Source organism: Pseudomonas sp. GW821-FHT09D08 (assembly GCF_059416305.1).
The window spans coordinates 61246-86481 of record NZ_JBWKOX010000001.1 but is presented as its reverse complement, the minus strand read 5'-3'; the positions used below and the strand labels follow the sequence as shown (position 1 = coordinate 86481).

The window sequence follows — 25236 nt, the reverse complement described above, 5'->3', positions numbered from 1 at the left end:
ATGAGCCCGTGGCTGAGGGTGCCACCGGGCCTGGTCCTTACTTTCTTATGGGGTCGGCTCTGGGTCGGGGGGTAACGAATGCTCCTGGGTTGACGGCGGGCAGTGGGGTATCAATGAGGTAAAGCAATGCTTGTGCCGAAACCGTAATGGGCGGCAGTTACGCCTCTGCCAGCGGGCTTCTGGCCCGGGAAGAGCACAACTGTGGCGCGTGGTGTTACCGGTCGGCGCACCAGGACGGTGCACCGACTCAGAGCAGGCAGGTAAGCGCGATGCTTGCCTTCGGGCAGGCTTTTCAGGCGCTTAGCGTTTCAGGTCGTAATCATCGTCCGATGGATAGTCCGGGGTAGGTTCGGCCGATTGGGAGTGGCGCTTCTGGATTTGCTGTTGCAGTTCTGCCAGCTTGTCCAGCTCGCTTTGCGTCGGAGCTCGTGATGTACGAGTCTTTCCAGGTTGTTTCACCCCCTCGGCAGAGAAGTAGACCGGTTGATAGCTGGGGTCAGGCTTGAAGACCGTTGCGCCGCTATCCTCCACAACACCTATCTCTACATGTTTTCTTTGCACCGGTCTTGGTTTGCCCACGAAGGTATCCAGGTGATCTCTCAGTTCCCGGCGGTTCTTAAAGTTCTTGATCGAGAGGGATTCAACATTCGGATGAATGTACATGGTGCCTTGATAAGCCTTGACGGACTTTTTGGTGAGCTTTGCAAAGCTTGCGGCAAACGAGCGTTCATCGCCGTCAGCAGAGTGGCACATGGTCAGGCGGATTTCATCGTACTGGTCAAACTTCACGCCGCAGTTCTTGAGGTGCTCGAAGGCTTCGTGCGCCGTGAGTTCTTTTCCATTGATCATCATCAGCGCGGAATCGTGTCCATCCTTGCGGGCACCGTGTACATCCAGGGTTAATCGCTTGTTATTGTTATGTTTATCGACGGTCATGAAGATTCCTTCGTCGAGCTTTTTAATCTCCTCGATATTTCCGCCCATTGCGATACTTTTTGGATCAAAGGCAGCAAGGGGCTTGCCATAGGGTTTCATATTGATCGGGTCATAGCGAAACCATTGGCCATTGTGGAAGACCGCCGAGGTTTCAATCACTTCACCCAAGGATTTGTATGTTCCGGTGGCGGCCGCTGGAAAGCGCGCGCTGGCCTTGACCAGGTCATAGTCGCTGGCAATGCCCAAGAGTCGCTTGCCATTTTTATAGGCGGCCTTAGGGGCGCTGGTGGCAAACTCCAGTGGGTTGGTCATCTCCCATAACACACGGCCCACAACTTTTGTCGCAGTACGCAACTTTGTAAATGCAGAAGCGCTTTTGCTCAATGCACTGGTGGCTGGGGTACCTGCGACTATTGTAATCAGGCTGAATGCGTCGAACAGCAGGTCTTTGAGTCCTTCACCTATATTACCCTGAGCAAAATTCATGATGGCAGAGCGAAAAGGGATGAGGTTGAGGGCGACTTCATATGCAATCTTGTCCCAGTGGATCTCCGTCTCGAAGGTTGTTGCCCCTCTGCCGATACTTTTCAAGAGATTGAGGTAAGACTCCTGGAGAACCATGCTGGAAATGAATGATGTCCTGTTGCTGAAGTAACTTTGTGGCACCGCCTCGGATGCCTGCCGTTCATCCATGATGCCCGCTGGCGCGTCGTCAGGTGGTGTGATGGGCTGATAATCAAAGGTTTCAGGTTCATAAATATCCTGCTTGCCTTGCTTCATCTTTTCCAGTTCAGGTCGCAGACTGATGGCTCGTGTGGAAGCGTTATATTCATAAACCTTAGTGGTGGGACCGAGCTCGGTTTTGATCAGTACGACCTCAGGGTTGGGATGCCGGGTGTCGGCGGCCGTGCGGTCGGGATTGTTATAGACTTTTGTCTGGCTGAACAGGCTCAACTTTCCAAACTCAAGTTGGCGTCTATCTTCCAGCGGCAGATTTGAGATCAGGTACTTGGTCAATACAGGCAGGTTTTCCTCGAGCCGTTTTTTGTGCTCGGCGAAAGGCGGATAGAACACGCTATCGATATAGGGCAGTTTGTTTGCCCGTCGCTGTAGTTTCAGGATGTCGACTTTTGGATTCGAAGACTGCCAATAATTGGGTTTGGTGCGCGATGAGGCTTTGCTCTGATCCACGGGCACCGTCGAAACAACACCGGAGTGGTGGACCAACCGGTTTTGCATATACAGGTCCAGGACCGAATAAGGCCCCTTGTAGTCGGCATGATAGGACGACAGGGTGATGCATTTTTCTTCGAATGGAATCTCCGGACCGTAGAATTCTATCAGTTCGGCCAGCGCCAGTTCCTTGCGACTGGGGGGCGGTTCCCGAAGTGCGGTGGAGGCAGCTTTCAATTCCGTAAGGTGTTTTTTGAACGCCTGAGTGACGGTATTCATTTGCTGGTCGGTGTACTTATCTCCAGGGTTGTATGCAATGACCCCTTGCGCGACGCCCCAATCCTTGAGGGCATCCTGGCGTGCCTCCTGCTCAATCAGTTTGTCCGCAGCCGTGAGCGGTGCAATGTCGTTGTAAGCCATCACGTCTACATAATTCATGTGCGACGTGGCGCCAGGCGCTCGGGCCTCGATTCGAGCCACGGCGATCACCAGGTTGGCCCATGCATGGGAACCATAGGTCACGATGGCGGGAATATTGTTGACCAGGAAGGCAGGCGCCTTGCGTGCCAGCAGGGCGTGAGCGGCGAGGGAAACGGGTTCTTTTTTTTCGAAAGATAAATGGATATCCAATTTATCCAGGATTTTCGACGGATGCAGTCCCCAGTGGGCGGCTTGTGCCAGGTCATAGCCGGCCACAGTCGTTCTGGCAGGAATGTTGGCACCATTGGATATAACCGTATGCCCCAGCATCTGCCGAGTGCCAGCATAGGTGGTGGTTGGCCGGTGCAAATCCATCGCGAGCGCCGTGAGAATCCAATCTCTCACGCTGGCCGTGCTCGACACGCCGGAAAATTTACCTTGCAGTGCCAAGCCGAAGGCTTGAGCTCTAGGGCTTTTGAGGAGGGCGTTGAACCCTTCTTCGACCCTGCCTCGAGGCAAATTCCCCACACCGATGCTTTGTTGATAGGTCCCTACCCTGACGCCCGCACTGAGATAGCCCAACACGCCCGTTGCCGGGTCATAACCTTCTACGCCCGGCAGGCCGAGGTTTTTCGTTTTCAACGCTGTTTCAAGGTCTGCATGGTCTTTGCCGCTTAACGGCTCCCCATTGGAGAGCAAGCCGCTGAAGCTGCCACTGACTGGCACAGTGAGGGGGTTGAGGTGGAGAAAGCGCAAAAACTCGACCAGCTCTTCATTGCTCTGAGGTTGGAGCCAGCCTCGGTGCGCAATGTAGTCGTGCAGGCTCAACGTGACCGGGGCCCTGCCTGGCATGCTCGAACTGAGCGTCAGGGTCGTGGTTTTCAATGCCTCCGAGAGTGAGTCTTTCAGTTGCCGTTCGACCTGCGCCGGATCCAGATGGTCGTCGTGGCTGACAGGCAATTCGGTGCGGGCCGAGAGACTCTGCGAAAGTTGATCTTGTTTTCCCATCACCGACGCCAGTTGGGTACTCGCGGTGTGGTTCTCGATTATCTCACTCAGGTCCTCACGTGCCGTTTGAAGGCGCTGCTCGGCTCGGGGGGCGGGATGACGCACGAAGTCATCGTCGCCAATGTCCACGAAGGACTTGTCCTTATTCAGGGCCGCGGCCTGCTCTTCAAGCGCGGCCTTTGTAGTCGCCACCGGTTGACCGTAGAAGTTGCCGATCACCGACAAGGGCGACCGGCTGGCACTGGTCGGCGAAACCAGGCTTGGACTTCCCGCGGCGAGCACGTGGGCGGCATTCATGATGAGTGACCAGCCTGCTGGCAAAGGCTCTGCATCATCGGCGCTGCCGAACGTTTTAGCCGTGCCCTTCACCGTACAGGTAATGGTCCCTGGCACGTTGCCCTGCGGCGGGTTGATGGTGATGTCGCGGGTCCGATCAATGCCTTGTGCGCTGGCCCAACTGTTGAATGGCGCACTGTTGAGCAGCGTATGCAGATGGGCATTCCACTGTCCAAATGTCGAACCTGGCGGAATGCTCTCAATGATTTGAGCCTGTGGGCTCTTGAACGGCCGGCTGGCCGCGCCCTTGAGCAGTGCTTTGGCATAAAGGATGGCCAGTGCGCTATCCCCTTCATCGCGGCTCTGGGGCATCTGCGCACTGGGGGGCGCGCGGTGGGTGAGCGCCTCCAGCTTCAGCTTCTGGCTGTCGAGGCCTGCGTTCCCGCGAGCATCACCCCGTCCCAGGCCGCCGTTGTTTTCCAGATCGAGGGCGCGCTGTTCCAGTAGCGCCTTGGTCGGGTGTGATGTCCAGTCGTGGCCGTGAAACAGACCCACTTCACGTACGCTGACCTGATTGATATCGGGATGGATGACAATTGCCTGATTGCCGGGCACCAGTACCTTGGTAACCCCCAACAGCAAGTTCCATTCCTCCGGGATGGTTTTTCTCGCGACCAGCCCATACAGCGTGGTTTCGCTACCGTCTGCTTTACGCTGGGCGAGCCGGCCGTTCGAGGGCCAAAAACTGAAGCCTTGTGAGGGATCAATGCCGTTCTCGGACAGCCAGGACCTCAAGGCCGGCAACTGCAAGACTTCATACAGGTGCGCGCGCCATTGACCGAAAAGTGCCGTCGGCGGGATATTGGACATCACCTCGGCTGCCGAGGGCGTAGTGGGCAGCTCGCTGGCATAGCGGCGCAGTGTACTTGCATAGGCCATGGCCAACTCCCGGTCGGCGGTGGCCTGGGGCGTCAGGTGGGCGGTTTCAGTCGCGTCACTGCGTATCGGTAAAGCGTTTGATCCGGTTACGGGGTTGGGTAATGCAGTGGGTTCAGAGGCGCGATTCCGGCTTACGGATGAAGTCATGGCACATACTCAATGAAAGAAGGCCTGTAGGTAGTGGTAAATACAAAGCTACCCATTCCGACGTTTTCATTGACAGACGTTTCCGAGCGCCAGCGCAGTAAGGCCGCCGCCCAGCAGATGCGCGGTGCAGCCAGCGCGCTACAAAGTGTGTAAGAACAAACTTGAACTTCACACCCACGGGGATCTTCTAAAAAGCCTCAGCCCAGCAGGGAGCACGGATGTGCCCAGAATCATTTCACCCGACACCCCGGAAGCGAACCTGGCCGACCATAGCGAGCACAACGCCAAGATCTTCGGCTCGCCCAAGGACCGTCTGGACTTCTACCGTCGCGAAATCCAATACGAAACCACCATCCTTGCCAACCGCACCGATGCTTACCTGACGGCGCAGTCGTTCCTGGTGATTGCCTTTGTCTCCGGCATGGGCAACCTCAACCCCGAGTGGGGCAAGTTGTTCACCCTGGTGGTGCCGGTGTTCCTGACGCTGCTCGGCATACTCAGTTCCTTGAATGCCTGGCCGGGGATCCGCGCCGCGTACGAAATCATCGATCACTGGCACTATAAACAGAGCGAACTGCTGCGCAGCGAGCCGGTGATGGGCATGGCCTACGATGAGTCGCCGCTGTTTTCCGAAATGGAGTCGTCCCATAAGGGCTACCGCAAGTCGCTGCTGTTCTCCATGCGTGCGCCGTGGCTGTTCATGGTGTTCTGGGTGTTGCTGGGGGCGTATGCGTTTTACATTCAGGTGGATAATCCGGGCTCCTAGGCATTTGGAACTGATGATAGTTACTGTTGAAACAATAAGTAATAGTTGCTGTAGGAACAATTTCCTATAACAAAATCACATAAGATCGATCACCTCGCCGGAAGGATCCTGCGTTGCTGAGTCATTACTCCGACAATCCCATCGATCTTGGTAAACTAATGTCTATAGCTCCCTCTGCCTGGTCTGCTCCCCGTAATGAATTCAAGTTCAAGACGCAATCGTCAGGTGCCCCAACGGCTTCTGGCACTGCAGAGCCGTCACATACCACTTATACGCTCAAAAATTCCCAGGAAAAGTTGAGTGAAGCTCTGGTGAAGGATTTGAATAGTGGCCGTGTGACACCGGACACGAATAATATCGTTGAAGCATTGTTATCACCGGGCAAAAAAAACTTGCCTAATGTCCAAGTCAAGACTTTTGCCGTGGATGGTATACAAGCCAGCGATATCATTTTCATGCAGCGTGTGCCTACTCGTACAGACAGCGTCAATATCGTGCTTTTCATTCCTCAAAACGACGGTACTTCATTTCAGGCATTCAACACCATGGAGGAGATGAATAACTGGCTAAAAACAGTGGCCAGTGACACCACTCAGTTGGCTTCCTTCAGTCAGCACTTTGCAGAGGGTGGCACCGGGGCAAAAAATCATGTCATCGACACCATGACCCGGTTTAAGAATAACGATATCAATGCCATCGTTGGTCCCTATGCCAATGAGGGCGAAGATGTATTCAATCGACTGGATAAACAAAACTCTGAACCTCCGGCTAAAGTCAACGGGTTGACCAGCCTTTAAAAAGAGCGCGTCAGCCCTGAAGGGCGTGTGTTTTATTCCGGCGTGAAGCCTGACGGAGAAAAAGTACTTTATACATATGACGCTTATGGGAACTTCATCGGAGAAGATAAAAAAGAGAATTTTTATTTTATCAAAGGGGGCTTGAATACCTACAAGCCGCTGGTGCCGATGACGGCCGGAGAATTCGCCGCAAAGGTTGAGAGCGAGGCGGCCAATAACGTAGGCGCCAATGATATTCGCGGGCTGTACGAAGAACTTCTGACACACCTTGAACATCCTTTCAACGGTATTGGCGACGCATTGCAGGTGTTTGGTGTCGATAAAAATACCGCAGACAGCATAGAGCGCTACATGGATAATCCATTCAGCGCACTGTTGCTCGATTTGAATAAAGATAATCAGATTGGCAAGGTCTTCGGTCTCGAAAAAGAAGAAATGGATTCGATATTAAGTGGCGTTGGGAACGTAGCCCAAGGTTTTGTTCCTTTTTATGGGCAGGCAAGAATGCTGGGGGCATTGCTTGCTAAGGCGATAAGAAATGAACCGCTTAGTGATCAAGAGAAGAGGGACATGGCGGATGCGCTTGCATTGAAACCTGACAGCCCCGCCAGAAAAAACATACCTGCCTCAGAGATGCTTGGCAAACCTAAAAGTTCGGTGCGGACCAAGATACCGGGCGCGACAGAAAAGTTGCCTGAGGAGACCTCGCATAGCCCTGTGAACGGCAAACAACCTGTGAGCGAAATGTCTGTTCAGAACGGCCAACTGATTAAGTTGGGGGGCACCATGGAGAATCTCAAGGAAGCGGGTGATGGCCTCTTTACGTTTGCCGATCTCAATAAAAAAGACACCAAGGTGCGTTTGAATATATTGGCGCACGGCGAAGAGCCAAATACCTGGACATTGAGCACTGACACCAAGACACCCACGAGAATTTTTTACGACGGCAAGCCGCACACGCCACAAGAGTTATTGGATACGCTGAAAGCCAAAGGGGTCGATCCCAGCGAATATGACAATGTGCGGTTATTGATGTGCTACTCCGGCAATGGCAAAGAGAACTCCTTTGCCGCCGAATTCAGCAAGCTGATCGGCAAGCCGGTAAAGGGCTACGAGGGCACCCTGTCGGCCTATGTCACACCGGAGCTCATCAACGAACTCAAGCTCAAATCGACACAATACATTGCACGAACCCTGGGAGGGGAAGAGCAGCTGCTTCCGGTAGAGCGCAAGGCTGTTGATGGTCTCGCTAATTTCTACGTGGAAAACAAATTCGCCAGCCACGCGTTCAAAGTCGCGAAGAAAAATCCGCATTACAACCCTGTCAAAGCCTGGACATTCACCTATCGGCCAGTCACGTTTTCACCTGCGGGCTGAAACGCTTATAACGCAAGCAGGCGCTCTGAGGTTTCCATAGGCACCGGCCGACTGAGCAGGTGCCTATGGCGCTAAGCAATTGGAACTTCATCGCGCCATACGGGGCCTTAACTTTACCCAGGCTGCGTTTTTTCAACAGAGGTGACCCATGTGCCCAGGCAATGATCCCCAAGTCAGCAACCGTAACGACCCGGCAATCGACGGCGGCGAACCGGCCCCAGGCACGGCGGCCGATGCACCGAAAGACCCGAAACCCGCCGCCGACCCCAAAGCCAGGGAAAACGACTACAGTCCAGACTTCAAGCCTGAGCGCGAGCCCAAGCCTGAAACCGATGCCGATATCGACACCCAAGGCGGTTAGAGGAGACGGTCATGTCCAAAGAACTGGAAGATGAACTCAACGATCCGGGCAATGAAGACCCGGGTTCCCTGATGGATGATGCAGAAGTACCGCTCAACGATCTGGATGACGCGGCGGACGTGGGCAATACCGAGCGTCAGGACTGAGCTTTCGCCTGGGCACGTCGTTCATACCACGCGAGCATCGGCTGGGTACTCAAGCCATGAACGACGATGCTCAAGGCGATCACTGACAACGTCAGGTTCACCGCCACCGCGCTGCTGGTGCCGACAAGGCCATGGTTGAGCGCGTAGAACAGGTAGTAGATGCTGCCGATTCCGCGAATCCCGAACCAGCCCATCAGGCCGCGCTGCTGGCGATCGACCAGGCGACCCCAGGGCATTGCAAACACACTGACCGGTCGAATCACGCAGAACAGCAACGCCGCCAACGGCAATGCCCGCCAATCCCAATGACTGGCCAGCACGATGCCGAGCACCGTGACCAGGAATACTTCCATCGAGCGCTCCACCAGGCTGCCGAACGAGAGCATGTCGCCCATCATTACGCCGGCGGCGATCTGGGTCTCGGCCAGCTCGCTCACATCCCCTTGCAGGGCGTGCTCCGGTTCCACCTCAAGATGACCCACCACCGGCAGCGCCAAATGCTCCGACGGCGTGTGCGAGTGGCCGGTTGACCTGAACTCTGCCTGACGCAGCCCGAGCCCGGCGGCGAACACTGACAGAAAGCCGTAACCCCCCACCGCTTCGGCCACCACATAGGCCAGGGCGATCAGGGCGAGGGTCAGGTAGTCATTCGGAGAGAGCGTACTATCACTGTTGTTGACGCGTAGCCACAGGGTCGTGCGGCCAATGCCCCGGCCCATCCAGTAACCGATCAACAGCCCGGCCGGCACCGCCCATAACAGGTTCTTCAACGCCCAACCGCCTAGCCAGTCACCGTTAAAGCCGCCGTGCTGCATGAAGACCAAGGCCAAAATCACAAAGGGAAAGGCCGTGCCATCGTTCAACCCGGCCTCTCCGGACAAACCGAAGCGCAGCGCATCGTAATCCTGTGCATTATTGACCTGTACCAGGCCCGCCAGCACCGGATCGGTCGGCGCGAGAATGGCACCCACCAGCAGCGACACTCCCCACGACAGTTCAAACACATAATGCAGCGCCAGGCAGCTGCCGAGGATGGTCAACAGCATGACCGGCCCGGCCATGCCGAACGCGATGCGCCAGGTGCGATGGCCCAGGGGCAGGCGCAGTTTGAGCCCGCTGACGAACAGTGAAAACAGCACCGCGACTTCGGTGAGGTGCTCCATCCAGCGCGCAGATTGCTTGATATCCAGGTGCAGCAGGTCCACGCCGAGGGGGCCGATGCCCACGCCCAGCAACAGGCACACCGCCGAGGTGGTTACCGGCATCCAGCGCAGGTAAGAGGAGGTGAGGGCAAGGGTCAGCAGCACGGCACCGAGGACGGCCATCCATAGAATAAAAGTCATCGGGAGGGTATCCAGGGCCGTGGTCTATTCACGTTCGAGGCGTGTCGCCGACTGCAGGTTCAATGTGATTGTGTCGCCTTGAATTCATTGGCGATTGATCAACAGGCGCTCCAGGTCTTCAGTAGGCAGCGGCCGGCTGAACAGGTAGCCCTGGATCTGATCGCAGCCGGCCTCCTTGAGGAACGCCAATTGCGCCTGGGTTTCCACACCTTCGGCGACCACCCGCAGGTTCAGGCTATGGGCCAACTCGATAATGGTGCGGGTGATCGCGGCATCCTGGGGGTTGCTGGTGACTTCGCGAATAAACGCAATGTCGATCTTCAGCGTGTCGATGGGGAAGCGTCGCAGGTAGGCCAGGCTCGAATAGCCGGTACCGAAGTCGTCAATGGAGATCTTCACGCCCATGGCGTGCAGGCGTTGCAGGCTGGCGATGGTGTGCTGGGTATTCTCCATCAGCGAGCCTTCGGTCAGTTCCACTTCCAGCCAATGGGGTTCGACGCCGGTCTCAGTGAGAATGCGCGCGATATCGGCAATCAGGTCGCCCTCGATCAACTGATGACCGGAGACGTTCACCGACACCTCAACGGCGCCGATCGCGCTGCGCTGCCACGTCGCAATCTGCTGGCACACGCTGCGGATCACCCAACGGCCCACCTCCATGATCAAGCCCAGGCTTTCCAGAACAGGCACGAACACCGCTGGCGATACCGCGCCGTAACCCGGGCGCTCCCAACGCAGAAGTGCCTCCAGGGCGCAGATCTGCCCGTCGGCCAAAGCGACTTTCGGCTGGTAGTGCAAGGTGAATTCCTCGCGCTCCACGGCCTGGCGCAGGGCGGTTTCCAGGTCCTGGCGGGCCAGGTCGTGCACATTCATGCGCGCGCTGTCACCGGCATGGTGTTGCAGTTGCTGCTCAAGCAACTGGCTATGGCGCTTGAGTTGATCGCCGTGGCTCTTGAGCCGCAGCAGGTTGCGCACCCGCAGCCACAGTTCGACTCGCTCCACCGGCTTGCTGATGAACTCCTCGGCACCGGTTTCCAGGCCACTGACCCGTGCACTCGACTCGCTGAGAGCCGACAGCATGATGATCGGAATGCTCGCCGTCGCCGCGTCGCCCTTGAGCTGGCTGGCCACTTCGTAGCCGTCCATGCCCGGCATCATGATGTCCAGCAGGATCAGGTCAGGTGGCTGTTTGGCCACCAGTTGCAAGGCTTCCTCGCCGCTGGCCGCCGTCAGGGTCTGGTAGCCCTCATGTTGCAACAGGGTTTCCAGCAGCTTGCGAACCTGGGGTTCGTCATCAACGATCAACAGCGTTGCGGGTTGGCTGGCCATGGAGAGGACTCATCTGAGGGGGGAGAGGGTGGTGTGTTGCAACAGCGTGTCGATCACCTGGTACAGCTCTTTGTAGCGCAACGGCTTGCTGATGTAGGCATCGCAACCGGCCAACCGGGTCTTTTCACGGTCTTCCTTCATGGCCATGGCGGTGAGGGCAATCACCGGGATATGGGCGGTGTGCGGGTCCTGCTTGAGCAGCGCGGTAGCGGCCAGGCCGTCCATGCCCGGCAGCTGGATGTCCATCAGGATCAGCGCCGGTTGGGCTTCACGGGCCAGGGTCAGCCCGCTCTCGGCGTCGGCGGCCCACACCACCGTGTGCCCGACGTTGACCAGCAGCAGTCGGGCCAGGCGCATATTGGCCTCGTTGTCTTCGACGATCAGGATATGGGCCATCCAGCCTCCGTGCCGCGGTGGAGTGGCAGCCACACCACAAACCGGGCGCCCTGGCCTTCACGGCTGGCCACCGCAACGCTGCCACCGTGCAGGTCGACCAGCTGCTTGACCATCGCCAAGCCCAGGCCGGTGCCTTCGAATTTGCGCGCCAGGCTGCTGTCGATCTGGCTGAAGGCCTTGAACAGCTTGCCCATGTCGTCCTCGGCAATACCGATACCGGTGTCGCTGACGCTCAATTCGAGGAACTGCTGGTGGGCGCTGGGTTGCAGGACAAACCCGTGCATCGGCCAATCGCCGGGCACTCGCCCGACCTGTGCGCGGGCCACCTGGCGCACCGCCAGGGTCACGGAACTGCCGTGGGCGCTGAACTTCACCGCATTGGCCAGCAGGTTGTAGATGATCTGCTTGGTCTTGCGCAGGTCCAGGGCCAGTGTGCCGAAGTCGCCCTGGCTTTCGAGCTTCAACTGGATGCGTTGCAGGGCGGCTTTTTCGCGCACGATCAACAGGCTGTTGGACAGCAGGCCCGCCAGCTCTACGGCTTCCAGCTCCAGGTCCATCATCCCGGCTTCGACCTTGGACAGGTCGAGAATGTCGTTGATCAGCGACAACAGGTGCTGGCCGCTGGTGAAGATGTCGCCGATGTATTCGCGTTGGGTCTCACTCATGTCGCCCACCAGCCCGTCCTTCAACGCCTCGGAAAAACCGATCACCGCATTCAATGGTGTGCGCAATTCGTGGGACATGGTGGCGAGGAACTCGGACTTCATATGGCTGGCATGTTCCAGCTCCAGGTTCTTTTCCTCCAGCGCGCGCTCAAAGCCCTTGCGTTCGGCTTCTTCGTGTTTGCGTGCGGTGTTGTCGGTGCCGATCAGCAGGTAACCGATGATGGTGTCATGCCGGTTGCGCAGCGCCGTCACCGAGACCATGGCCGACAGGCGGCTGCCGTCCTTGCGGATATAGGTCAGCTCGTAAATATCTTCGATGCCACGGGAGGCCTTGAACACCAGCGCTTCGAAGCCCGGCGTGATCGGGGCGTCCAGCTCCAGGCTGAGGGCGGCGGCGCGGGTGATCAGTTCGTCGGGGTCGGAGATATCGGCGGGGGTAATGCGGTTGAGGACATCGTCGGCGGCATAGCCGAGCATGCGTTCGGCGCCGACATTGAAGATCTGGATCACGCCCTTTTCATCGGTGGCGATGCTGGAGAAGTAGGCGCTGTTGAAGATTGCGTCTTGCAGGGCACCGGTTTTCAGCAGGGTTTTCTGGCGTTTGAATTCGACGATTTTTTCAGCCCGTGATTGGGCTTCAAGCGGTGGTCCAGTGACGGGTTTGTCCATGGCGGTGTTTTCCAGGCAGATCGGCCCGGCCATGTCGATGACAGGGCCGCAGAGCATGCTCACAGAAAATCGCGTGGACGCGATGAGGAGGAGATGAGGTCCCCGGACAATAGCAGATACCGCCCGCACTACGGTATGGATACACTCAAACGAGTGTACGCCGACAAAGGGCGGCGGGCCGCCCTGTTACCGTGCGGCGCGGCTTAGAGCATCACGCTGCTGATGACCTGGGTGCTGTCATCCGGGTCGATGACGCTGTGGAATCCCAAGGCCTGGTTCAACTCGCGCAACGGCGCATTGGTTGCCGCGTCGACCGTATACATGCGTTTGAAGCCATTGGCGCGTGCCGCCGTCATCAGGTGCAGCATCAAAAGGCGCCCCAGGCCCAGGTGTTGCCAGGCATCGGCCACGGTGACCGCGCATTCGCATTCATCCGTCCTGGCCTCTGCATAGCGGGCCACGCCGATTTCGATCAACTGGCCGTTGTCGTGCACCAGGGCGATAAAGGCCAGGCGTCGCTGGTTATCGACATCCATCAATTGGTCCATCAGGGTCTTGCCGGGCTCGTTGATTTCCCCAAGGAAGCGCGCGTGCCGCGATTCACGGGACAGGCCCTTGATGAACGTGTATTCCCGTTCACGGTCGTCGGCGCCGAGGGGGCGCACCAGCACATGACGGCCATCGTCGAGCTGATCGATCCAGTGGGGTCTCGGTTGCGCTGCGTAGGCGAGGGCGGCCTGCTGGTTGCGTGCTTCGAGGGTAGGCATGGTGGGCTCCTGGCGGTCAGCATCGGGCAACAGTGCCTTGTTCGATCATGCCCCTGGGAGCAGGGGCGCCATTGATCTGCATCAAGACGCCTGGCCGCCGGGCAGGGCAGGCGACGTTCGGTCATGTGCATCGGCAAAGGGTTGACCATGATCAACGTTCGGCGCGCCGTCGCGGCGCAGTCTGGTCCCACCCCACATGCCCAGCAGGAGGTCACACCATGGCAACCATGAGAGCCGCTGTCTTCGTTGAGAAAAACCGCATCGTCCTCGAGGATAAACCGATCCCCGAAGTCGGCCCGCTGGACGCCCTGGTGCGGATCACCACCACGACCATCTGCGGCACCGACGTGCATATCCTGCGCGGTGAGTACCCGGTGGCCAAAGGGTTGACGGTGGGCCATGAGCCGGTGGGCGTCATCGAGCGGCTGGGCTCCCAGGTGCGCGGTTTCGTCGAAGGGCAACGGGTGATCGCCGGCGCAATCACGCCCAGCGGGCAGAGCTATGCCTGCCTGTGCGGCTGCGGCGCCCAGGACGGCCCCGACACCCGCCATGGTTTCCGTGCCGCCGGCGGCTGGAAATTCGGCAACACCCTCGACGGCTGCCAGGCCGAATACGTCCTGGTGCCCGATGCGCTGGCCAACCTGTGCCCGATCCCCGATGGCCTGAGCGACGAGCAGGTGCTGATGTGCCCGGACATCATGTCCACCGGCTTTTCCGGTGCCGAGCGTGGTGAGGTCAACATTGGCGACACCGTGGCGGTGTTTGCCCTCGGGCCGATCGGCTTGTGCGCGGTGGCGGGGGCACGGCTCAAAGGTGCGTCGATGATCATTGGGGTCGACGGCGTCAGCGAACGCATGGGCGTCGCCCGTGGCCTGGGCGCGACCCATATCGTCGACTTCAAGCAAGGCAACGTGGTCGAGCAAATCATGGACCTGACCAACGGGCGTGGCGTGGATGTGGCCATCGAGGCGTTGGGCACCCAAGGCACCTTCGAATCGGCCTTGCGCGTGCTGCGTCCCGGTGGCCGCTTGTCCAGCCTTGGGGTGTACTCCAGCGACCTGCGCATCCCCTATGACGCGTTTGGCGCAGGCCTGGGGGATTACAGCATCGTCTCGACCCTGTGCCCCGGCGGCAAGGAACGCATGCGTCGCTTGATGGCGGTGGTCGCCAGCGGCGGGGTGGACCTGTCTCCGCTGGTGACCCACCGCTTCAAGCTCGACGACATCGAGGCGGCCTATGAACTGTTCGCCCATCAGCGCGATGGGGTGATGAAAGTCGCGATTACGCCTTGAAAGCCTGCGCGCAGAACACCCTGAGCGTCTGCTGCCAAAACGTTAAAAATGCGAAAATTGCACTTTATGCGCTTGATGAAACGTTTCTTCTAGCGACAAACGGCCTACGCAAGCGCTTGCGTAAGTAAATGTATCTGATTAGAGTCGGTGGCAATCGGCTCTGATCAAAGGGGGCTGAACGACAAAAATAATAAAACCAGGAGCTCATTGATGAGCCTTGAACCCTTGCTCGAGATGCAGGGCATCAGCAAAACCTTCAACGGTTTGCGCGTGCTCAAGAATGTCGGCCTGAAGGTCTACCCCGGCGAAATCCACGCCTTGATGGGGGAGAACGGCGCCGGCAAATCGACCCTGATGAAAATCCTCTCCGGCGCTTACCAGGCCGATCCCGGCGGTGAAATCCGCATGGCCGGCCAGGCCGTCGCCACCTTTACCCCCGCCACCGCCAAAGCCCTCGGCATCGCCGTGATCTACCAGGAATTGAGCCTGTGCCCGAACCTGAGCGTGGCCGAGAACATCTACCTGGGCCGCGAACTGCGCCGTGGCTGGACCATCGACCGCCAGGGCATGCAAGCCGGTTGCGTCGAAGTGCTGCAACGCCTGGGCGCCGAATTCACCCCGGCCACTAAGGTCAGCAGCCTGTCGATTGCCGAGCGTCAGCTGGTGGAAATCGCCCGGGCCTTGCACGCCCACGCCAGGATCCTGGTGATGGACGAACCGACCACGCCATTGTCGTCCCGCTAGACCGACCGCCTGTTTGCGCTGATCAAGCAACTGCGCAGCCAGGGCCTGGCGATCATCTACATCAGTCATCGCATGGCCGAGATCTATGAACTATCGGACCGTGTCTCGGTGCTGCGCGACGGCCAATACATCGGCGAACTGAGACGCGACGCGCTGTCGGCCGAAGTCCTCGTGAAGATGATGGTGGGCCGCGATTTGTCTGGCTTCTACAAAAAGGAACACGCCGCCTACGACCCCGGTGCGGTGGTGATGCGTGTGCGTGATATGGCCGATGGCAAGCGCGTGCGTAATTGCAGTTTCGACCTGCATGCCGGTGAAGTGCTGGGGATCGCCGGGCTGGTGGGGGCAGGGCGCACCGAGTTGGCGCGGCTGATCTTCGCCGCCGACCCGCGCACCAGCGGCACCCTGGAAGTGGTGGGCAGGACCGTGACCCAACTGCGCAACCCGGCGGATGCGATTCGTGCCGGCGTGGTGTACCTCACCGAAGACCGCAAGGCCCAGGGCCTGTTCCTGGACATGAGCGTGGCCGACAACATCAACGTCTGCGCCTGTGTGCCGGATGCCCGTGCCGGCGGCGTGCTCGACCGTGGCCATGGCTGGCAACGCGCCAATGATGCAATCAAGTCACTGTCGATTCGCGTGGCGTCGGGCAAGGTCAATGTCGGCACGTTGTCCGGCGGCAACCAGCAGAAGGTCCTGCTGGCACGGCTGCTGGAGGTCAAGCCCCACGTGCTGATCCTCGACGAACCCACACGCGGCGTGGACATCGGCTCCAAATCCGAGATCTACCGCATCATCAATCAATTGGCGCAGGCCGGCGTGGGCATCGTGGTGATCTCCAGCGAGCTGCCGGAAATCATCGGCACCTGCGACCGGGTGCTGATCATGCGCGAAGGCCAGTTGGTGGCCGAAGTCGGCGGGGCTTCCGGCCACGTCATCTCCCAGGAACGTATTATTGACCTCGCCACCGGTGGCGATCAGGTGGTTGCCCATGGCTGATTCGATGATTGCAACAACAGGCAAGGCCGAACGTGCCCGCGAACTGATGCGCACGGTCGGTATGTTGCCGGTGCTGATTTTGCTGCTGGTGGGCTTCGCCCTGGCCAGCGAGAACTTCCTGACCATGCAGAACCTGTCGATCATCACCCAGCAGGCCTCGGTCAACGTGGTGCTGGCGGCGGGCATGACCTTTGTGATTCTCACGGCGGGGATCGACCTGTCGGTGGGGGCGATCCTGGCGGCGTCGGCCGTGGTGGCGTTGCAGGCGTCGATGTCGCCGCAGTTCGGCATGTTCGGGATTGCGGCCGGTATCGGCTTTGGCCTGTTGCTGGGCCTGGTCAACGGTGGGTTGATTGCCTTCATGCGCCTGCCGCCGTTTATCGTCACCCTCGGTGCACTCACCGCCATGCGCGGCCTGGCGCGTCTGCTGGCGGATGACAAGACCGTGTTCAACCCCGACCTGCCGTTTGCCTTTATCGGCAACGACTCGATCCTCGGCGTGCCCTGGCTGGTGGTGATCGCCGTGGCGGTGGTGGCGCTGTCGTGGTTCATCCTGCGGCGCACGGTGATGGGCGTGCAGATCTATTCGGTGGGCGGCAACCCCGAAGCGGCGCGACTCTCCGGGATCAAGGTGTGGAAGGTGCTGCTGTTCGTCTACGCCATGTCCGGCGCCTTGGCCGGTCTGGGGGCGGTGATGAGCGCCTCGCGCCTGTTCGCCGCCAACGGCCTGCAACTGGGGCAATCCTACGAGCTGGATGCGATTGCCGCGGTGATCCTCGGCGGCACCAGTTTTACCGGTGGCGTCGGCACCATCGGCGGCACGCTGATCGGCGCGCTGATTATCGCGGTACTCACCAACGGCCTGGTGCTGCTGGGGGTGTCGGACATCTGGCAGTACATCATCAAGGGCATCGTGATCATCGGCGCGGTCGCGCTGGATCGCTACCGCCAGTCCGGTGCACGGACCTGATTTCACTCATACAACAATCACAAGAGAGACCCGCATGAACCTTAAACGCATGTTTCCCGTCATTGCCTTGGCTGCCCTGATGTCCCAAGCCGCAGAGGCCCGCGAACTCAAGGCCCTGGGCATCAGCATGGGATCGCTCGGCAACCCGTATTTCGTGACCCTGGCCGATGGCGCCACGGCCCGGGCCAAGGAGCTGAACCCCAACGTCAAGGTCACCTCGGTGTCCGCCGACTATGACCTGAGCAAGCAATTTTCGCAGATCGACAACTTTATCTCGTCCAAGGTCGACCTGATCCTGATCAACGCCGTCGACCCTTCGGCCATGGCCTCGGCGATCAAGAAAGCCCGGGATGCCGGCATCGTGGTGGTGGCGGTGGATGTGGACGCCAAGGGCGTGAATGCCACCGTGCAGACCGACAACGTCGAAGCCGGCAAACTGGCCTGCCAATACCTGGTGGACAAGCTTTCCGGCAAGGGCAACGTGATTATCCAGAACGGCCCGCAAGTCACCGCCGTGACCGACCGCGTCAAAGGCTGTAAAGCCGCATTGGCCGGCGCGCCGGAGATCAAGGTGCTGTCCGACGACCAGGACGGCAAAGGCTCCCGCGAAGGCGGCCTGAACGTGATGCAGGGCTACCTCACGCGCTTCCCGAAAATCGACGGCCTGTTTGCGATCAACGACCCCCAGGCCATCGGCAGCGACCTGGCGGCCAAGCAGCTCAAGCGCAGCGGCATCATCATCACCTCGGTGGACGGCGCGCCGGATATCGAGAACGCGCTTAAGACCGATACCCAGATCCAGGCGTCAGCCAGCCAGGACCCGTGGGCCATGGCGCAGACGGCGGTGAATGTCGGCAATGACCTGCTCAACGACAAGGCCCCGGCCGAAGCGGTGACCCTGCTCACGCCAAAACTGATCACCCGCGACAACGTCGGTACGTACAGCGGCTGGTCGAGTAAACACTGATAGCGTGAGAGGGACAGCGTCGTGGTGACCATGGATGACGTGGCAAGCAGGGCGGGGGTGTCGACGTCGACCGTGTCACACGTGTTGAACGGCACCCGCAAGGTCAGCCCGGCCACGGTGCTGGCGGTGCAGCGGGCGATCCAGGCGCTGGGGTATATCCCCAACACCCTGGCGCGCTCGCTGGCGCGGTCGAGTACCAACACGATCGGCGTGGCGATCTCGGCGCTGTCCAACCATTACTTCAGCGAGACGGTGCACGCGATTGAAACCGAGTGCGCCAAGCACGGCTACATGATGCTGTTTGTCGACACCCACGACGACCCGGAGCAGGAGCTGCGGGTGGTTACGGCGCTGCATCACCGGCGGGTCGACGGTATTGTGCTGGCGCCGTCGAACGGTTCGATGGCCCTGGAATACCTGCGCGCCAACGCGATTCCGGCGGTGCTGGTGGACCGCATGATGAGCGAGCAGTTTGACCAGGTCGGGGTGGAGAATGCCCAGGCCACCCAGGCCCTGATTGAGCACCTGATCGGGCACGGGCACCGCCGCATCGGCTTTATCGCCGGGCGCACGGGTTTCAGTACTACGGATGAGCGGGTAGCGGGTTACCGCGCGGCGTTGCACGCGGCGGGGCTGGCCTTCGATCCACAGCTGCTGGTCAACGGCGGCTCCAATACCGAGCCGGCGCGCCAGGCCACAGTGCAGTTGCTGGGCCTGGCTTCGCCACCCACGGCGATCATGGCCGGCAATAACCTGATGACCCTCGGCGCGATGCACGCCCTGCGTGACGCGCAGCTTGAAGTGCCGAGACAAATGGCCCTGGTGGGTTTTGATGATTTTGACTGGGCGGATTTTTTCGTGCCGCGCCTGAGCCTGATCGCACAGCCGGTCAAGGCCCTTGGCGCCCGCGCGGTCGACCTGTTGCTGCAACGTATGGCGTCGCCTGATGCACCGCCCCAGAGCGTGCGCCTGGCGCCGACCCTGCAGTTACGTAACTCCTGTGGCTGTCCTTGATGGGAATAACACACGCATGAACAGTCCTGTTTCCCTGGGCATTGACCTGGGCACGTCGGAACTCAAAGCCATCCTCATGGACGCCACTGGCGCGGTGCTGGCCCATGCCGGCGTGCGCTTGAGCGTGTCGCGCCGGCACAGCGGCTGGTCTGAACAGGCCCCGGAAGACTGGTGGCAAGCCTGCTTGCAGGCGTTGGCGCACCTGCGCGGACACGAGGCGTTTACCCGCGTGGCCTGTATCGGCCTGTCGGGGCAGATGCACGGCGCGGTGTTGCTGGGGGCGGACAACCGCGTGTTGTACCCGGCGATCCTGTGGGACGACTCCCGTGCTGTGGCCGAAGCCGAACGCCTTGGAGCGGAGTTTGCCGACGTCACCGGCAGCCTGCCCATGGCCGGGCTGACCGCGCCGAAACTGCTGTGGCTGCAACGGCATGAGCCCGAGGTGTTCCAGGCGATTGACTGCGTGCTGTCGCCCAAGGATTACCTGCGCTTGCGCTTGAGTGGCGAGCGCATCAGCGAGATGTCCGACGCGGCGGGTACGTTGTGGCTGGATGTGGCGCGGCGGCAATGGTTTACCCCAATGGTTCGCGCTACAGGCCTTACGCCTGAGCAATTGCCCAGGCTGGTGGAGGGTGGTGCCGCGAGCGCGTTGTTGACGGCCACGGGACTGGGCCTGTCAGCTGAGGTGGTGATTGCCGGCGGTGGCGGTGACAACCCTGTGGCGGCGGTCGGCATCGGCGCGGTCAACGCCGGTGATGGCTTTATCACCCTTGGCACCAGCGCGGCCATTGTTGCGATCACCGATCACGCTGCAGGCAACCCGGCCAGTGCAGTGCACAGCTTCTGCCACGCGCTGCCCAACCGCTGGTACACCATGGGCGCCATGCTCGCCGGCGCCAGTTGCCTGCGCTGGGTCACACGGCTGACGGGTATGGCCGATGAGCAAGCGTTGCTGGAGCAGGTGCAGGTGCAATTGCCGATTGAGCAGCACGTGCCTTTGGAGACGCCGTTGTTCCTGCCGTACCTGGCCGGCGAACGCACACCCCACAACGATCCTTTGCTGCGCGGCGGCTTCATGAACCTGGGCCACGACTGCACACCGGCGATGCTCGGTTACGCGGTGATGGAAGGGGTGGGTTTCGGTTTGCTTGATGCGTTGCGCGCGGTGCAATCGACCGGCGCCGACGTTACCGCTTTGGCCCTGGTGGGCGGTGGTGCGCGCAGTGAGTACTGGGCGCAGCTGCTGGCGAATATCCTGCAGCGGGAAATCTTCACCTTGCAGGGCAGTGAATTGAGCGCGTGTATTGGCGCGGCAAAGCTCGGGTTTGTGGCGATGGGGCAGGGGGCTGAGTTACTCGCGGCGGGGATGCCGGTTAAAGCCCGGTACACACCTGACCTGATGCAGCAGCCGGTGTTGGCGGCGCGTTATCGCAAGTTTCAAAGTTTGCTGCCCGCTGCAAAGGCCCTTCACGACTAGGCTCCTGTTGTGGGTGGGGCTGTTGTGGTGAGCAGACCTGTTGTGGTGAACGGGCCTGTTGTGGTGAGTGAGCTTGTTGTGGTGAGCAGGCCTTGTTGTGGTGAGCGGGCTTGCCCCGCGCTGGGCTGCGAAGCAGCCCCAATAAAGGCACCGCGTTTATCCAGGCATAGTGAGTAGTCAGGTTTAGGGGCCGCTTCGCGCCCCAGCGCGGGGCAAGCCCGCTCACCACAACAGCCCCGCTCACCACAACAAGCTCACTTACCACAACAGGCCTGCTTGCCACAGGAAGCCTGCTCACCACACCCGGCCCACTCTCCACAAGAATCGGTGTGTTGCGGTTCAGTCGTTGGTCAGCGGCGGCAAACGTCGCTTTACCGGGGTTTTCTTGACGATGGCGGTGTTGGTTTCGGCGTAGGCATTGATTCGATCCAGCAGGCTGTCGAGATGGTCCATGGTGCGCACATGCAGGCGTGCGATGAAGCAGTCTTCGCCGGTGACCTTGTCGCATTCGGTGAATTCGGGTATCGCCTGGATCTGCCGCTCCACCTCCTGCAATTTGCCGGGCAGGGGGCGGATGCGCACGATGGCTTGCAGCAGGTAGCCGAAGTGCCTGGGGTCGATGTCGACGGTGTAGTGGGTCAGCACGCCGCGTTCTTCCAGGCGGCGCAGGCGTTCGCCCACACTGGGCGAGGACAGCCCGGTGATGCCCGCCAGGGCCTTGAGGGACAGCCGCGAGTCATCCATCAAGGCGGCGATCAGTTGCTGGTCGATGGTGTCAATCATGGTGTTCGCCTAATAAGAAAAGGTAATTCCGGGATTCTGCCTTTTTTAGTCACTGGAACCGCTCACCAGCAGATTGCCATAATTGAGCCTCACTTGAGGAGCATCAATCATGGATTCATCCATCCGTCGCGGTTCGTGGGAAATGATCGCCGCCATGCTGATCTCGGGCACCATCGGCTGGTTTGTGCTGGTGTCCGGTGTATCGGTGATCGAAGTGGTGTTCTGGCGCTGCGTGATCGGCGGGCTGAGCCTGTTGCTGGTGTGCGCGCTACTGGGTTATCTGCGCCTGGACCTGCTCAGTTGGACCACGTTCGGCCTGGCGATGCTCAGTGGCGTGGCGATTGTCGGCAACTGGTTGCTGCTGTTCGAATCCTATTCCCGCGCCTCGATCGCCATCAGCACGGCGGTGTACAACGTGCAGCCGTTCATGTTGGTGATGCTGGCGGCGCTGTTCCTGGGAGAAAAGATCACCGTGCAGAAACTGGCGTGGTTGAGCGTGGCGTTCCTGGGAATGCTGGCGATCGTCACGGCCCATGGCGATCAGCCAACCGGCGACGATTACCTTGCAGGCATCGCCCTGGCGCTGGGCGCGGCATTGCTGTACGCGATTGCCGCACTGATCATCAAGCGTTTGAAGGACGTACCGCCGCATTTGATGGCGTTGATCCAAGTGACGACGGGCGCACTGCTATTGGCGCCGCTGGTGCCTTGGCATAGCTTGCCGGTCACCACCAACGCCTGGGCGGCATTGGTCACACTCGGCGTGGTGCACACCGGTTTGATGTATGTGTTGCTGTATGGCGCGATCCAGAAACTGCCCACCGCCATCACTGGCGCTCTGTCGTTTATCTACCCGATTGCGGCGATCTTCGTCGATTGGATTGCCTTCGGGCATCGCCTGGGTTGGCTGCAATGGCTGGGAGTGGCGGCGATTCTGCTGGCGGCGGCGGGGTTGCAGCGGGGCTGGTGGTGGCCCCGCTCCCATAGGGTCAGTGCGTGCCCTGAAAGATGATATTTTCCGGGTTGAAATGCTCCACCACACTGCCCGGTTGTGGCAACCCAAGGATATGCCCCTTGATCTTGCCCACCACGTGCATTTCGCAGGGTTTGCAGTCGAACTTCAACGTCAGCACTTCATCGCCGTGAATCAACTGCATCGGCGCGACCTTGGTCTTCACCCCTGTCACCCCCTTGGCCTGTTTAGGGCACAGGTTGAAGGAGAAACGCAGGCAGTGCTTGGTGATCATCACCGGCACTTCGCCTTTCTCTTCATGGGCTTCAAAGGCTGCGTCGATCAGCTTCACCCCGTGACGGTGGTAGAAGTCGCGGGCTTTCTGGTTGTAGACGTTGGCCAGGAACGACAGGTGCGCTTCCGGGTACACCGGCGGCGGCGTGGTTTCGGCCTTGCGCCCGCCACGGGGGTGGGCGGCAACACGGGCGGCGGTCAACGCTTCGATCACTTCGCGGCGCAATGCCTTGAGCTGCGAGTTGGGAATGAAGAACGCCTGCGGTGCATCCAGTTCGATGCGGGTGGCGTGATACTCGGTGGTACCGAGTTGGCCAAGCAGGTCGCGCAGGGTGTCCAGCGCCTGTTCCGGTTTGTTGGCCACGCCGAACGGGCCGGGCAGGGTGACGCTGGCGTGGATGCCTTCTTCGCTGGTGGCGGTGATTTCCAACTGTTCTTCGCGCAGACGTGCGACCCATGACAGGCCGATACGGCGTTCGGCCGAAGTCTTGAGCAACGCCTGCTGCCAGTTGTGGTCGAGGTTGCGGTTCAGCGGGTGGTTCGGGCGCAACTGATGCAGGCCGGCCGGCATTTCATTCGGCTCGACGCGATAGCGGTAGCGCTTCTCACCGTCTTCCTCGAACTCGCCCTTGGGCTCGGCGATGTTGGCGCGGAAGCCCACCACTTCGCGCTTCACCAGCACATTGAGGCCGTCGCCGTTGGACAGCGGCTCATGGGTGATCACTTGCAGGTCACGCTTGCCGGCTTTTTCCACCACACCCACCGGCAAACCGGTGAAGGTCGGGGTGTCGAAGGCGCCGATGTCGATCTTGCGGTCGCTGACAAAGTAGTCGGTGCTGCCACGGTGGAAGGTTTTTTCCGGGTCGGGCAGGAAGAAGTGCGCGGTACGGCCGCTGGACGCGCGGGCCAGGTCCGGACGGTCTTCGAGGATTTCGTCGAGGCGCTGGCGGTAATAGGCGGTGATGTTCTTCACATAACCCATGTCCTTGTAGCGGCCTTCGATCTTGAACGAACGCACGCCGGCTTCCACCAGCGCGCGCAGGTTGGCGCTCTGGTTGTTGTCTTTCATCGACAGCAGGTGCTTTTCAAAGGCCACGACGCGGCCCTGGTCGTCTTTCAAGGTGTACGGCAAGCGGCAGGCCTGGGAGCAGTCGCCACGGTTGGCGCTGCGGCCATTTTGCGCGTGGGAGATATTGCACTGCCCGGAGAACGCCACGCACAGGGCACCGTGGATAAAGAACTCGATGGCGGCATCGGTCTCGTCGGCGATGGCGCGGATTTCCTGCAGGTTCAGCTCGCGGGCCAACACCAACTGCGAAAAACCGGCCTGGTCGAGGAACTTGGCGCGGCCCAGGGTACGGATGTCGGTCTGGGTGCTGGCGTGCAGCTCGATGGGCGGGATATCCAGCTCCATCACCCCAAGGTCCTGCACGATCAGCGCGTCGACACCGGCGTCGTAAAGCTGATGGATCAGCTTGCGCGCGGCTTCGAGTTCGTTGTCATGCAAGATGGTGTTGATAGTCGTGAAGACGCGGGCGTGGTAACGACGGGCGAATTCCACCAGTTGAGCGATATCGCTCACTTCGTTGCACGCGTTATGGCGCGCGCCGAAGCTCGGGCCGCCAATGTAGATGGCGTCGGCGCCATGCAGGATGGCCTCGCGCGCGATGGCGACATCGCGGGCAGGGCTGAGCAATTCCAGGTGATGCTTGGGCAAGGACATAGTTTTTTTAGTCAGGCTTGTCACGGTTGAGGCGCGCATTGTAGCTGTGAAATGCCCGACCGGCATTACTTCAGGCTTGAGCGGCCATCGCGGTGACTTCCACGCGCATGCCGTCTACCGCCAGCGCAGCCACGCCAACCGCCGCGCGCACGGGCCAGGGCTTGGCAAAAAAGCGTTTGTAGACCTCATTGAACGCGGCGCGGTCGGCCATATCGGTCAGATAAATGGTCAGGTGCATGACCCGGTCCATGGAGCTGCCGGCCTTTTCCAGGGCCACTTTCAGCGCTTGCAGGGTGCATTCGCTTTGCAGGGTGATATCGCCCAGTTCCAGGCTGCCGTCGGCGCGGGTCGGGATCTGGGTGGAGACCAGGATGCCGTTGAAACCGATAACGTCGGAGGAAATCGAGTCGGCATCCGGATCGGGGGTGTAGGACAGGTCGTGGTTGGCCATGGGCGCCTCTTGTTGGCAATAACGGAAAGGCGCCATGGTCCCCGAAAACAATCCC

The 25236-nt window shown here is 60.0% G+C and carries 20 protein-coding genes and 1 pseudogene; 12 read left to right on the top strand and 9 right to left on the bottom strand.

The features are described from left to right. Positions 1 to 300: 300 nt before the first annotated feature. Positions 301 to 4899 (bottom strand): hypothetical protein, encoded by a 4599-nt coding sequence (locus AC07OP_RS00285; protein WP_495101445.1) that lies wholly within the window; start codon positions 4897 to 4899, stop codon positions 301 to 303. Positions 4900 to 5119: 220 nt separating this feature from the next. Here AC07OP_RS00285 and AC07OP_RS00280 point away from each other — a divergent pair, with 220 nt between their 5' ends. From AC07OP_RS00280 to AC07OP_RS00260, 5 genes are all read left to right on the top strand, one after another. Beyond that, positions 5120 to 5665 carry a hypothetical protein gene (locus AC07OP_RS00280; RefSeq protein ID WP_027605795.1) on the top strand — a complete coding sequence of 182 codons (546 nt, stop codon included), beginning with the start codon at positions 5120 to 5122 and terminating at the stop codon, positions 5663 to 5665. A gap of 113 nt (positions 5666 to 5778) precedes the next feature. Further along, a complete protein-coding gene (locus AC07OP_RS00275) occupies positions 5779 to 6462 on the top strand; it encodes a dermonecrotic toxin domain-containing protein (RefSeq protein ID WP_495101444.1) in 684 nt (227 codons plus the stop codon). 27 nt (positions 6463 to 6489) lie between these two features. After that, a complete protein-coding gene (locus AC07OP_RS00270) occupies positions 6490 to 7839 on the top strand; it encodes a hypothetical protein (RefSeq protein ID WP_495101443.1) in 1350 nt (449 codons plus the stop codon). A gap of 148 nt (positions 7840 to 7987) precedes the next feature. After that, complete coding sequence (locus AC07OP_RS00265; protein ID WP_115487360.1) at positions 7988 to 8200, top strand: hypothetical protein; 213 nt, start codon at positions 7988 to 7990, stop codon at positions 8198 to 8200. Positions 8201 to 8211: 11 nt separating this feature from the next. Next, complete coding sequence (locus AC07OP_RS00260) at positions 8212 to 8346, top strand: hypothetical protein (RefSeq protein ID WP_264674955.1); 135 nt, start codon at positions 8212 to 8214, stop codon at positions 8344 to 8346. Here AC07OP_RS00260 and AC07OP_RS00255 read toward each other — a convergent pair. The 5 genes from AC07OP_RS00255 to AC07OP_RS00235 form a co-directional block, all read right to left on the bottom strand. After that, the gene (locus AC07OP_RS00255) at positions 8337 to 9689 is read right to left on the bottom strand and encodes a cation:proton antiporter (protein ID WP_495101442.1); all 1353 of its coding nucleotides are present in this window, start codon (positions 9687 to 9689) and stop codon (positions 8337 to 8339) included. The genes AC07OP_RS00260 and AC07OP_RS00255 overlap by 10 nt on opposite strands. Positions 9690 to 9773: 84 nt before the next feature. Next, complete coding sequence (locus AC07OP_RS00250) at positions 9774 to 11018, bottom strand: EAL domain-containing response regulator (RefSeq protein ID WP_495101441.1); 1245 nt, start codon at positions 11016 to 11018, stop codon at positions 9774 to 9776. 9 nt (positions 11019 to 11027) lie between these two features. After that, positions 11028 to 11414, bottom strand: coding sequence for a response regulator (locus AC07OP_RS00245; protein WP_065941451.1), 387 nt, complete (start codon positions 11412 to 11414; stop codon positions 11028 to 11030). After that, positions 11399 to 12748: a sensor histidine kinase gene (locus AC07OP_RS00240; RefSeq protein WP_495101551.1), complete on the bottom strand. Its 1350-nt coding sequence runs from the start codon at positions 12746 to 12748 to the stop codon at positions 11399 to 11401. The genes AC07OP_RS00245 and AC07OP_RS00240 overlap by 16 nt, the downstream gene beginning before the upstream one ends. A gap of 203 nt (positions 12749 to 12951) precedes the next feature. Beyond that, on the bottom strand, positions 12952 to 13515 hold the full coding sequence (locus AC07OP_RS00235) for a GNAT family N-acetyltransferase (RefSeq protein WP_495101440.1): 564 nt from the start codon (positions 13513 to 13515) through the stop codon (positions 12952 to 12954). A 218-nt stretch (positions 13516 to 13733) separates the two neighbouring features. On the opposite strand from AC07OP_RS00235, the gene AC07OP_RS00230 reads away from it, so the two are divergent. The 6 genes and pseudogenes from AC07OP_RS00230 (at position 13734) to xylB (ending at position 20978) form a co-directional block, all read left to right on the top strand. Beyond that, positions 13734 to 14807: an NAD(P)-dependent alcohol dehydrogenase gene (locus AC07OP_RS00230; protein WP_495101439.1), complete on the top strand. Its 1074-nt coding sequence runs from the start codon at positions 13734 to 13736 to the stop codon at positions 14805 to 14807. Between the two features lie 210 nt (positions 14808 to 15017). Beyond that, positions 15018 to 16550, top strand: a pseudogene (locus AC07OP_RS00225) (sugar ABC transporter ATP-binding protein). Continuing rightward, positions 16543 to 17520: an ABC transporter permease subunit gene (locus AC07OP_RS00220; RefSeq protein ID WP_027605811.1), complete on the top strand. Its 978-nt coding sequence runs from the start codon at positions 16543 to 16545 to the stop codon at positions 17518 to 17520. Before AC07OP_RS00225 ends, AC07OP_RS00220 begins: the two are co-directional and overlap by 8 nt. 34 nt (positions 17521 to 17554) lie before the next feature. Next, positions 17555 to 18487, top strand: coding sequence for an ABC transporter substrate-binding protein (locus AC07OP_RS00215; protein WP_115487353.1), 933 nt, complete (start codon positions 17555 to 17557; stop codon positions 18485 to 18487). A 21-nt stretch (positions 18488 to 18508) separates the two neighbouring features. Then, on the top strand, positions 18509 to 19501 hold the full coding sequence (locus AC07OP_RS00210) for a LacI family DNA-binding transcriptional regulator (RefSeq protein WP_495101437.1): 993 nt from the start codon (positions 18509 to 18511) through the stop codon (positions 19499 to 19501). Between the two features lie 16 nt (positions 19502 to 19517). Beyond that, on the top strand, positions 19518 to 20978 hold the full coding sequence (gene xylB / locus AC07OP_RS00205; RefSeq protein WP_495101436.1) for a xylulokinase: 1461 nt from the start codon (positions 19518 to 19520) through the stop codon (positions 20976 to 20978). Positions 20979 to 21317: 339 nt separating this feature from the next. Here xylB and AC07OP_RS00200 read toward each other — a convergent pair whose 3' ends face one another. After that, complete coding sequence (locus AC07OP_RS00200) at positions 21318 to 21761, bottom strand: Lrp/AsnC family transcriptional regulator (protein ID WP_027605815.1); 444 nt, start codon at positions 21759 to 21761, stop codon at positions 21318 to 21320. Between the two features lie 109 nt (positions 21762 to 21870). Between AC07OP_RS00200 and AC07OP_RS00195 the strand changes: the two genes are divergently transcribed. After that, positions 21871 to 22773, top strand: coding sequence for a DMT family transporter (locus AC07OP_RS00195; RefSeq protein WP_495101435.1), 903 nt, complete (start codon positions 21871 to 21873; stop codon positions 22771 to 22773). Here AC07OP_RS00195 and AC07OP_RS00190 read toward each other — a convergent pair. Continuing rightward, complete coding sequence (locus AC07OP_RS00190) at positions 22751 to 24730, bottom strand: peptidase U32 family protein (protein WP_027605817.1); 1980 nt, start codon at positions 24728 to 24730, stop codon at positions 22751 to 22753. The two genes, AC07OP_RS00195 and AC07OP_RS00190, sit on opposite strands and share 23 nt — an antisense overlap. 70 nt (positions 24731 to 24800) lie before the next feature. Continuing rightward, positions 24801 to 25181 carry a RidA family protein gene (locus AC07OP_RS00185; protein WP_065941458.1) on the bottom strand — a complete coding sequence of 127 codons (381 nt, stop codon included), beginning with the start codon at positions 25179 to 25181 and terminating at the stop codon, positions 24801 to 24803. Positions 25182 to 25236 lie beyond the last annotated feature (55 nt).

Excerpts from the sequence above, each read along its gene's own strand:
- AC07OP_RS00260 (WP_264674955.1), top strand. The coding sequence starts at position 8,212 with ATGTCCAAAGAACTGGAAGATGAACTCAACGATCCGGGCAATGAAGAC.
- AC07OP_RS00255 (WP_495101442.1), bottom strand. The coding sequence starts at position 9,689 with ATGACTTTTATTCTATGGATGGCCGTCCTCGGTGCCGTGCTGCTGACC.
- AC07OP_RS00265 (WP_115487360.1), top strand. The coding sequence starts at position 7,988 with ATGTGCCCAGGCAATGATCCCCAAGTCAGCAACCGTAACGACCCGGCA.
- AC07OP_RS00230 (WP_495101439.1), top strand. The coding sequence starts at position 13,734 with ATGGCAACCATGAGAGCCGCTGTCTTCGTTGAGAAAAACCGCATCGTC.
- xylB (WP_495101436.1), top strand. The coding sequence starts at position 19,518 with ATGAACAGTCCTGTTTCCCTGGGCATTGACCTGGGCACGTCGGAACTC.
- AC07OP_RS00190 (WP_027605817.1), bottom strand. The coding sequence starts at position 24,730 with ATGTCCTTGCCCAAGCATCACCTGGAATTGCTCAGCCCTGCCCGCGAT.
- AC07OP_RS00215 (WP_115487353.1), top strand. The coding sequence starts at position 17,555 with ATGAACCTTAAACGCATGTTTCCCGTCATTGCCTTGGCTGCCCTGATG.
- AC07OP_RS00240 (WP_495101551.1), bottom strand. The coding sequence starts at position 12,748 with ATGGACAAACCCGTCACTGGACCACCGCTTGAAGCCCAATCACGGGCT.
- AC07OP_RS00235 (WP_495101440.1), bottom strand. The coding sequence starts at position 13,515 with ATGCCTACCCTCGAAGCACGCAACCAGCAGGCCGCCCTCGCCTACGCA.
- AC07OP_RS00195 (WP_495101435.1), top strand. The coding sequence starts at position 21,871 with ATGGATTCATCCATCCGTCGCGGTTCGTGGGAAATGATCGCCGCCATG.
- AC07OP_RS00185 (WP_065941458.1), bottom strand. The coding sequence starts at position 25,181 with ATGGCCAACCACGACCTGTCCTACACCCCCGATCCGGATGCCGACTCG.
- AC07OP_RS00245 (WP_065941451.1), bottom strand. The coding sequence starts at position 11,414 with ATGGCCCATATCCTGATCGTCGAAGACAACGAGGCCAATATGCGCCTG.
- AC07OP_RS00220 (WP_027605811.1), top strand. The coding sequence starts at position 16,543 with ATGGCTGATTCGATGATTGCAACAACAGGCAAGGCCGAACGTGCCCGC.
- AC07OP_RS00200 (WP_027605815.1), bottom strand. The coding sequence starts at position 21,761 with ATGATTGACACCATCGACCAGCAACTGATCGCCGCCTTGATGGATGAC.
- AC07OP_RS00250 (WP_495101441.1), bottom strand. The coding sequence starts at position 11,018 with ATGGCCAGCCAACCCGCAACGCTGTTGATCGTTGATGACGAACCCCAG.
- AC07OP_RS00285 (WP_495101445.1), bottom strand. The coding sequence starts at position 4,899 with ATGACTTCATCCGTAAGCCGGAATCGCGCCTCTGAACCCACTGCATTA.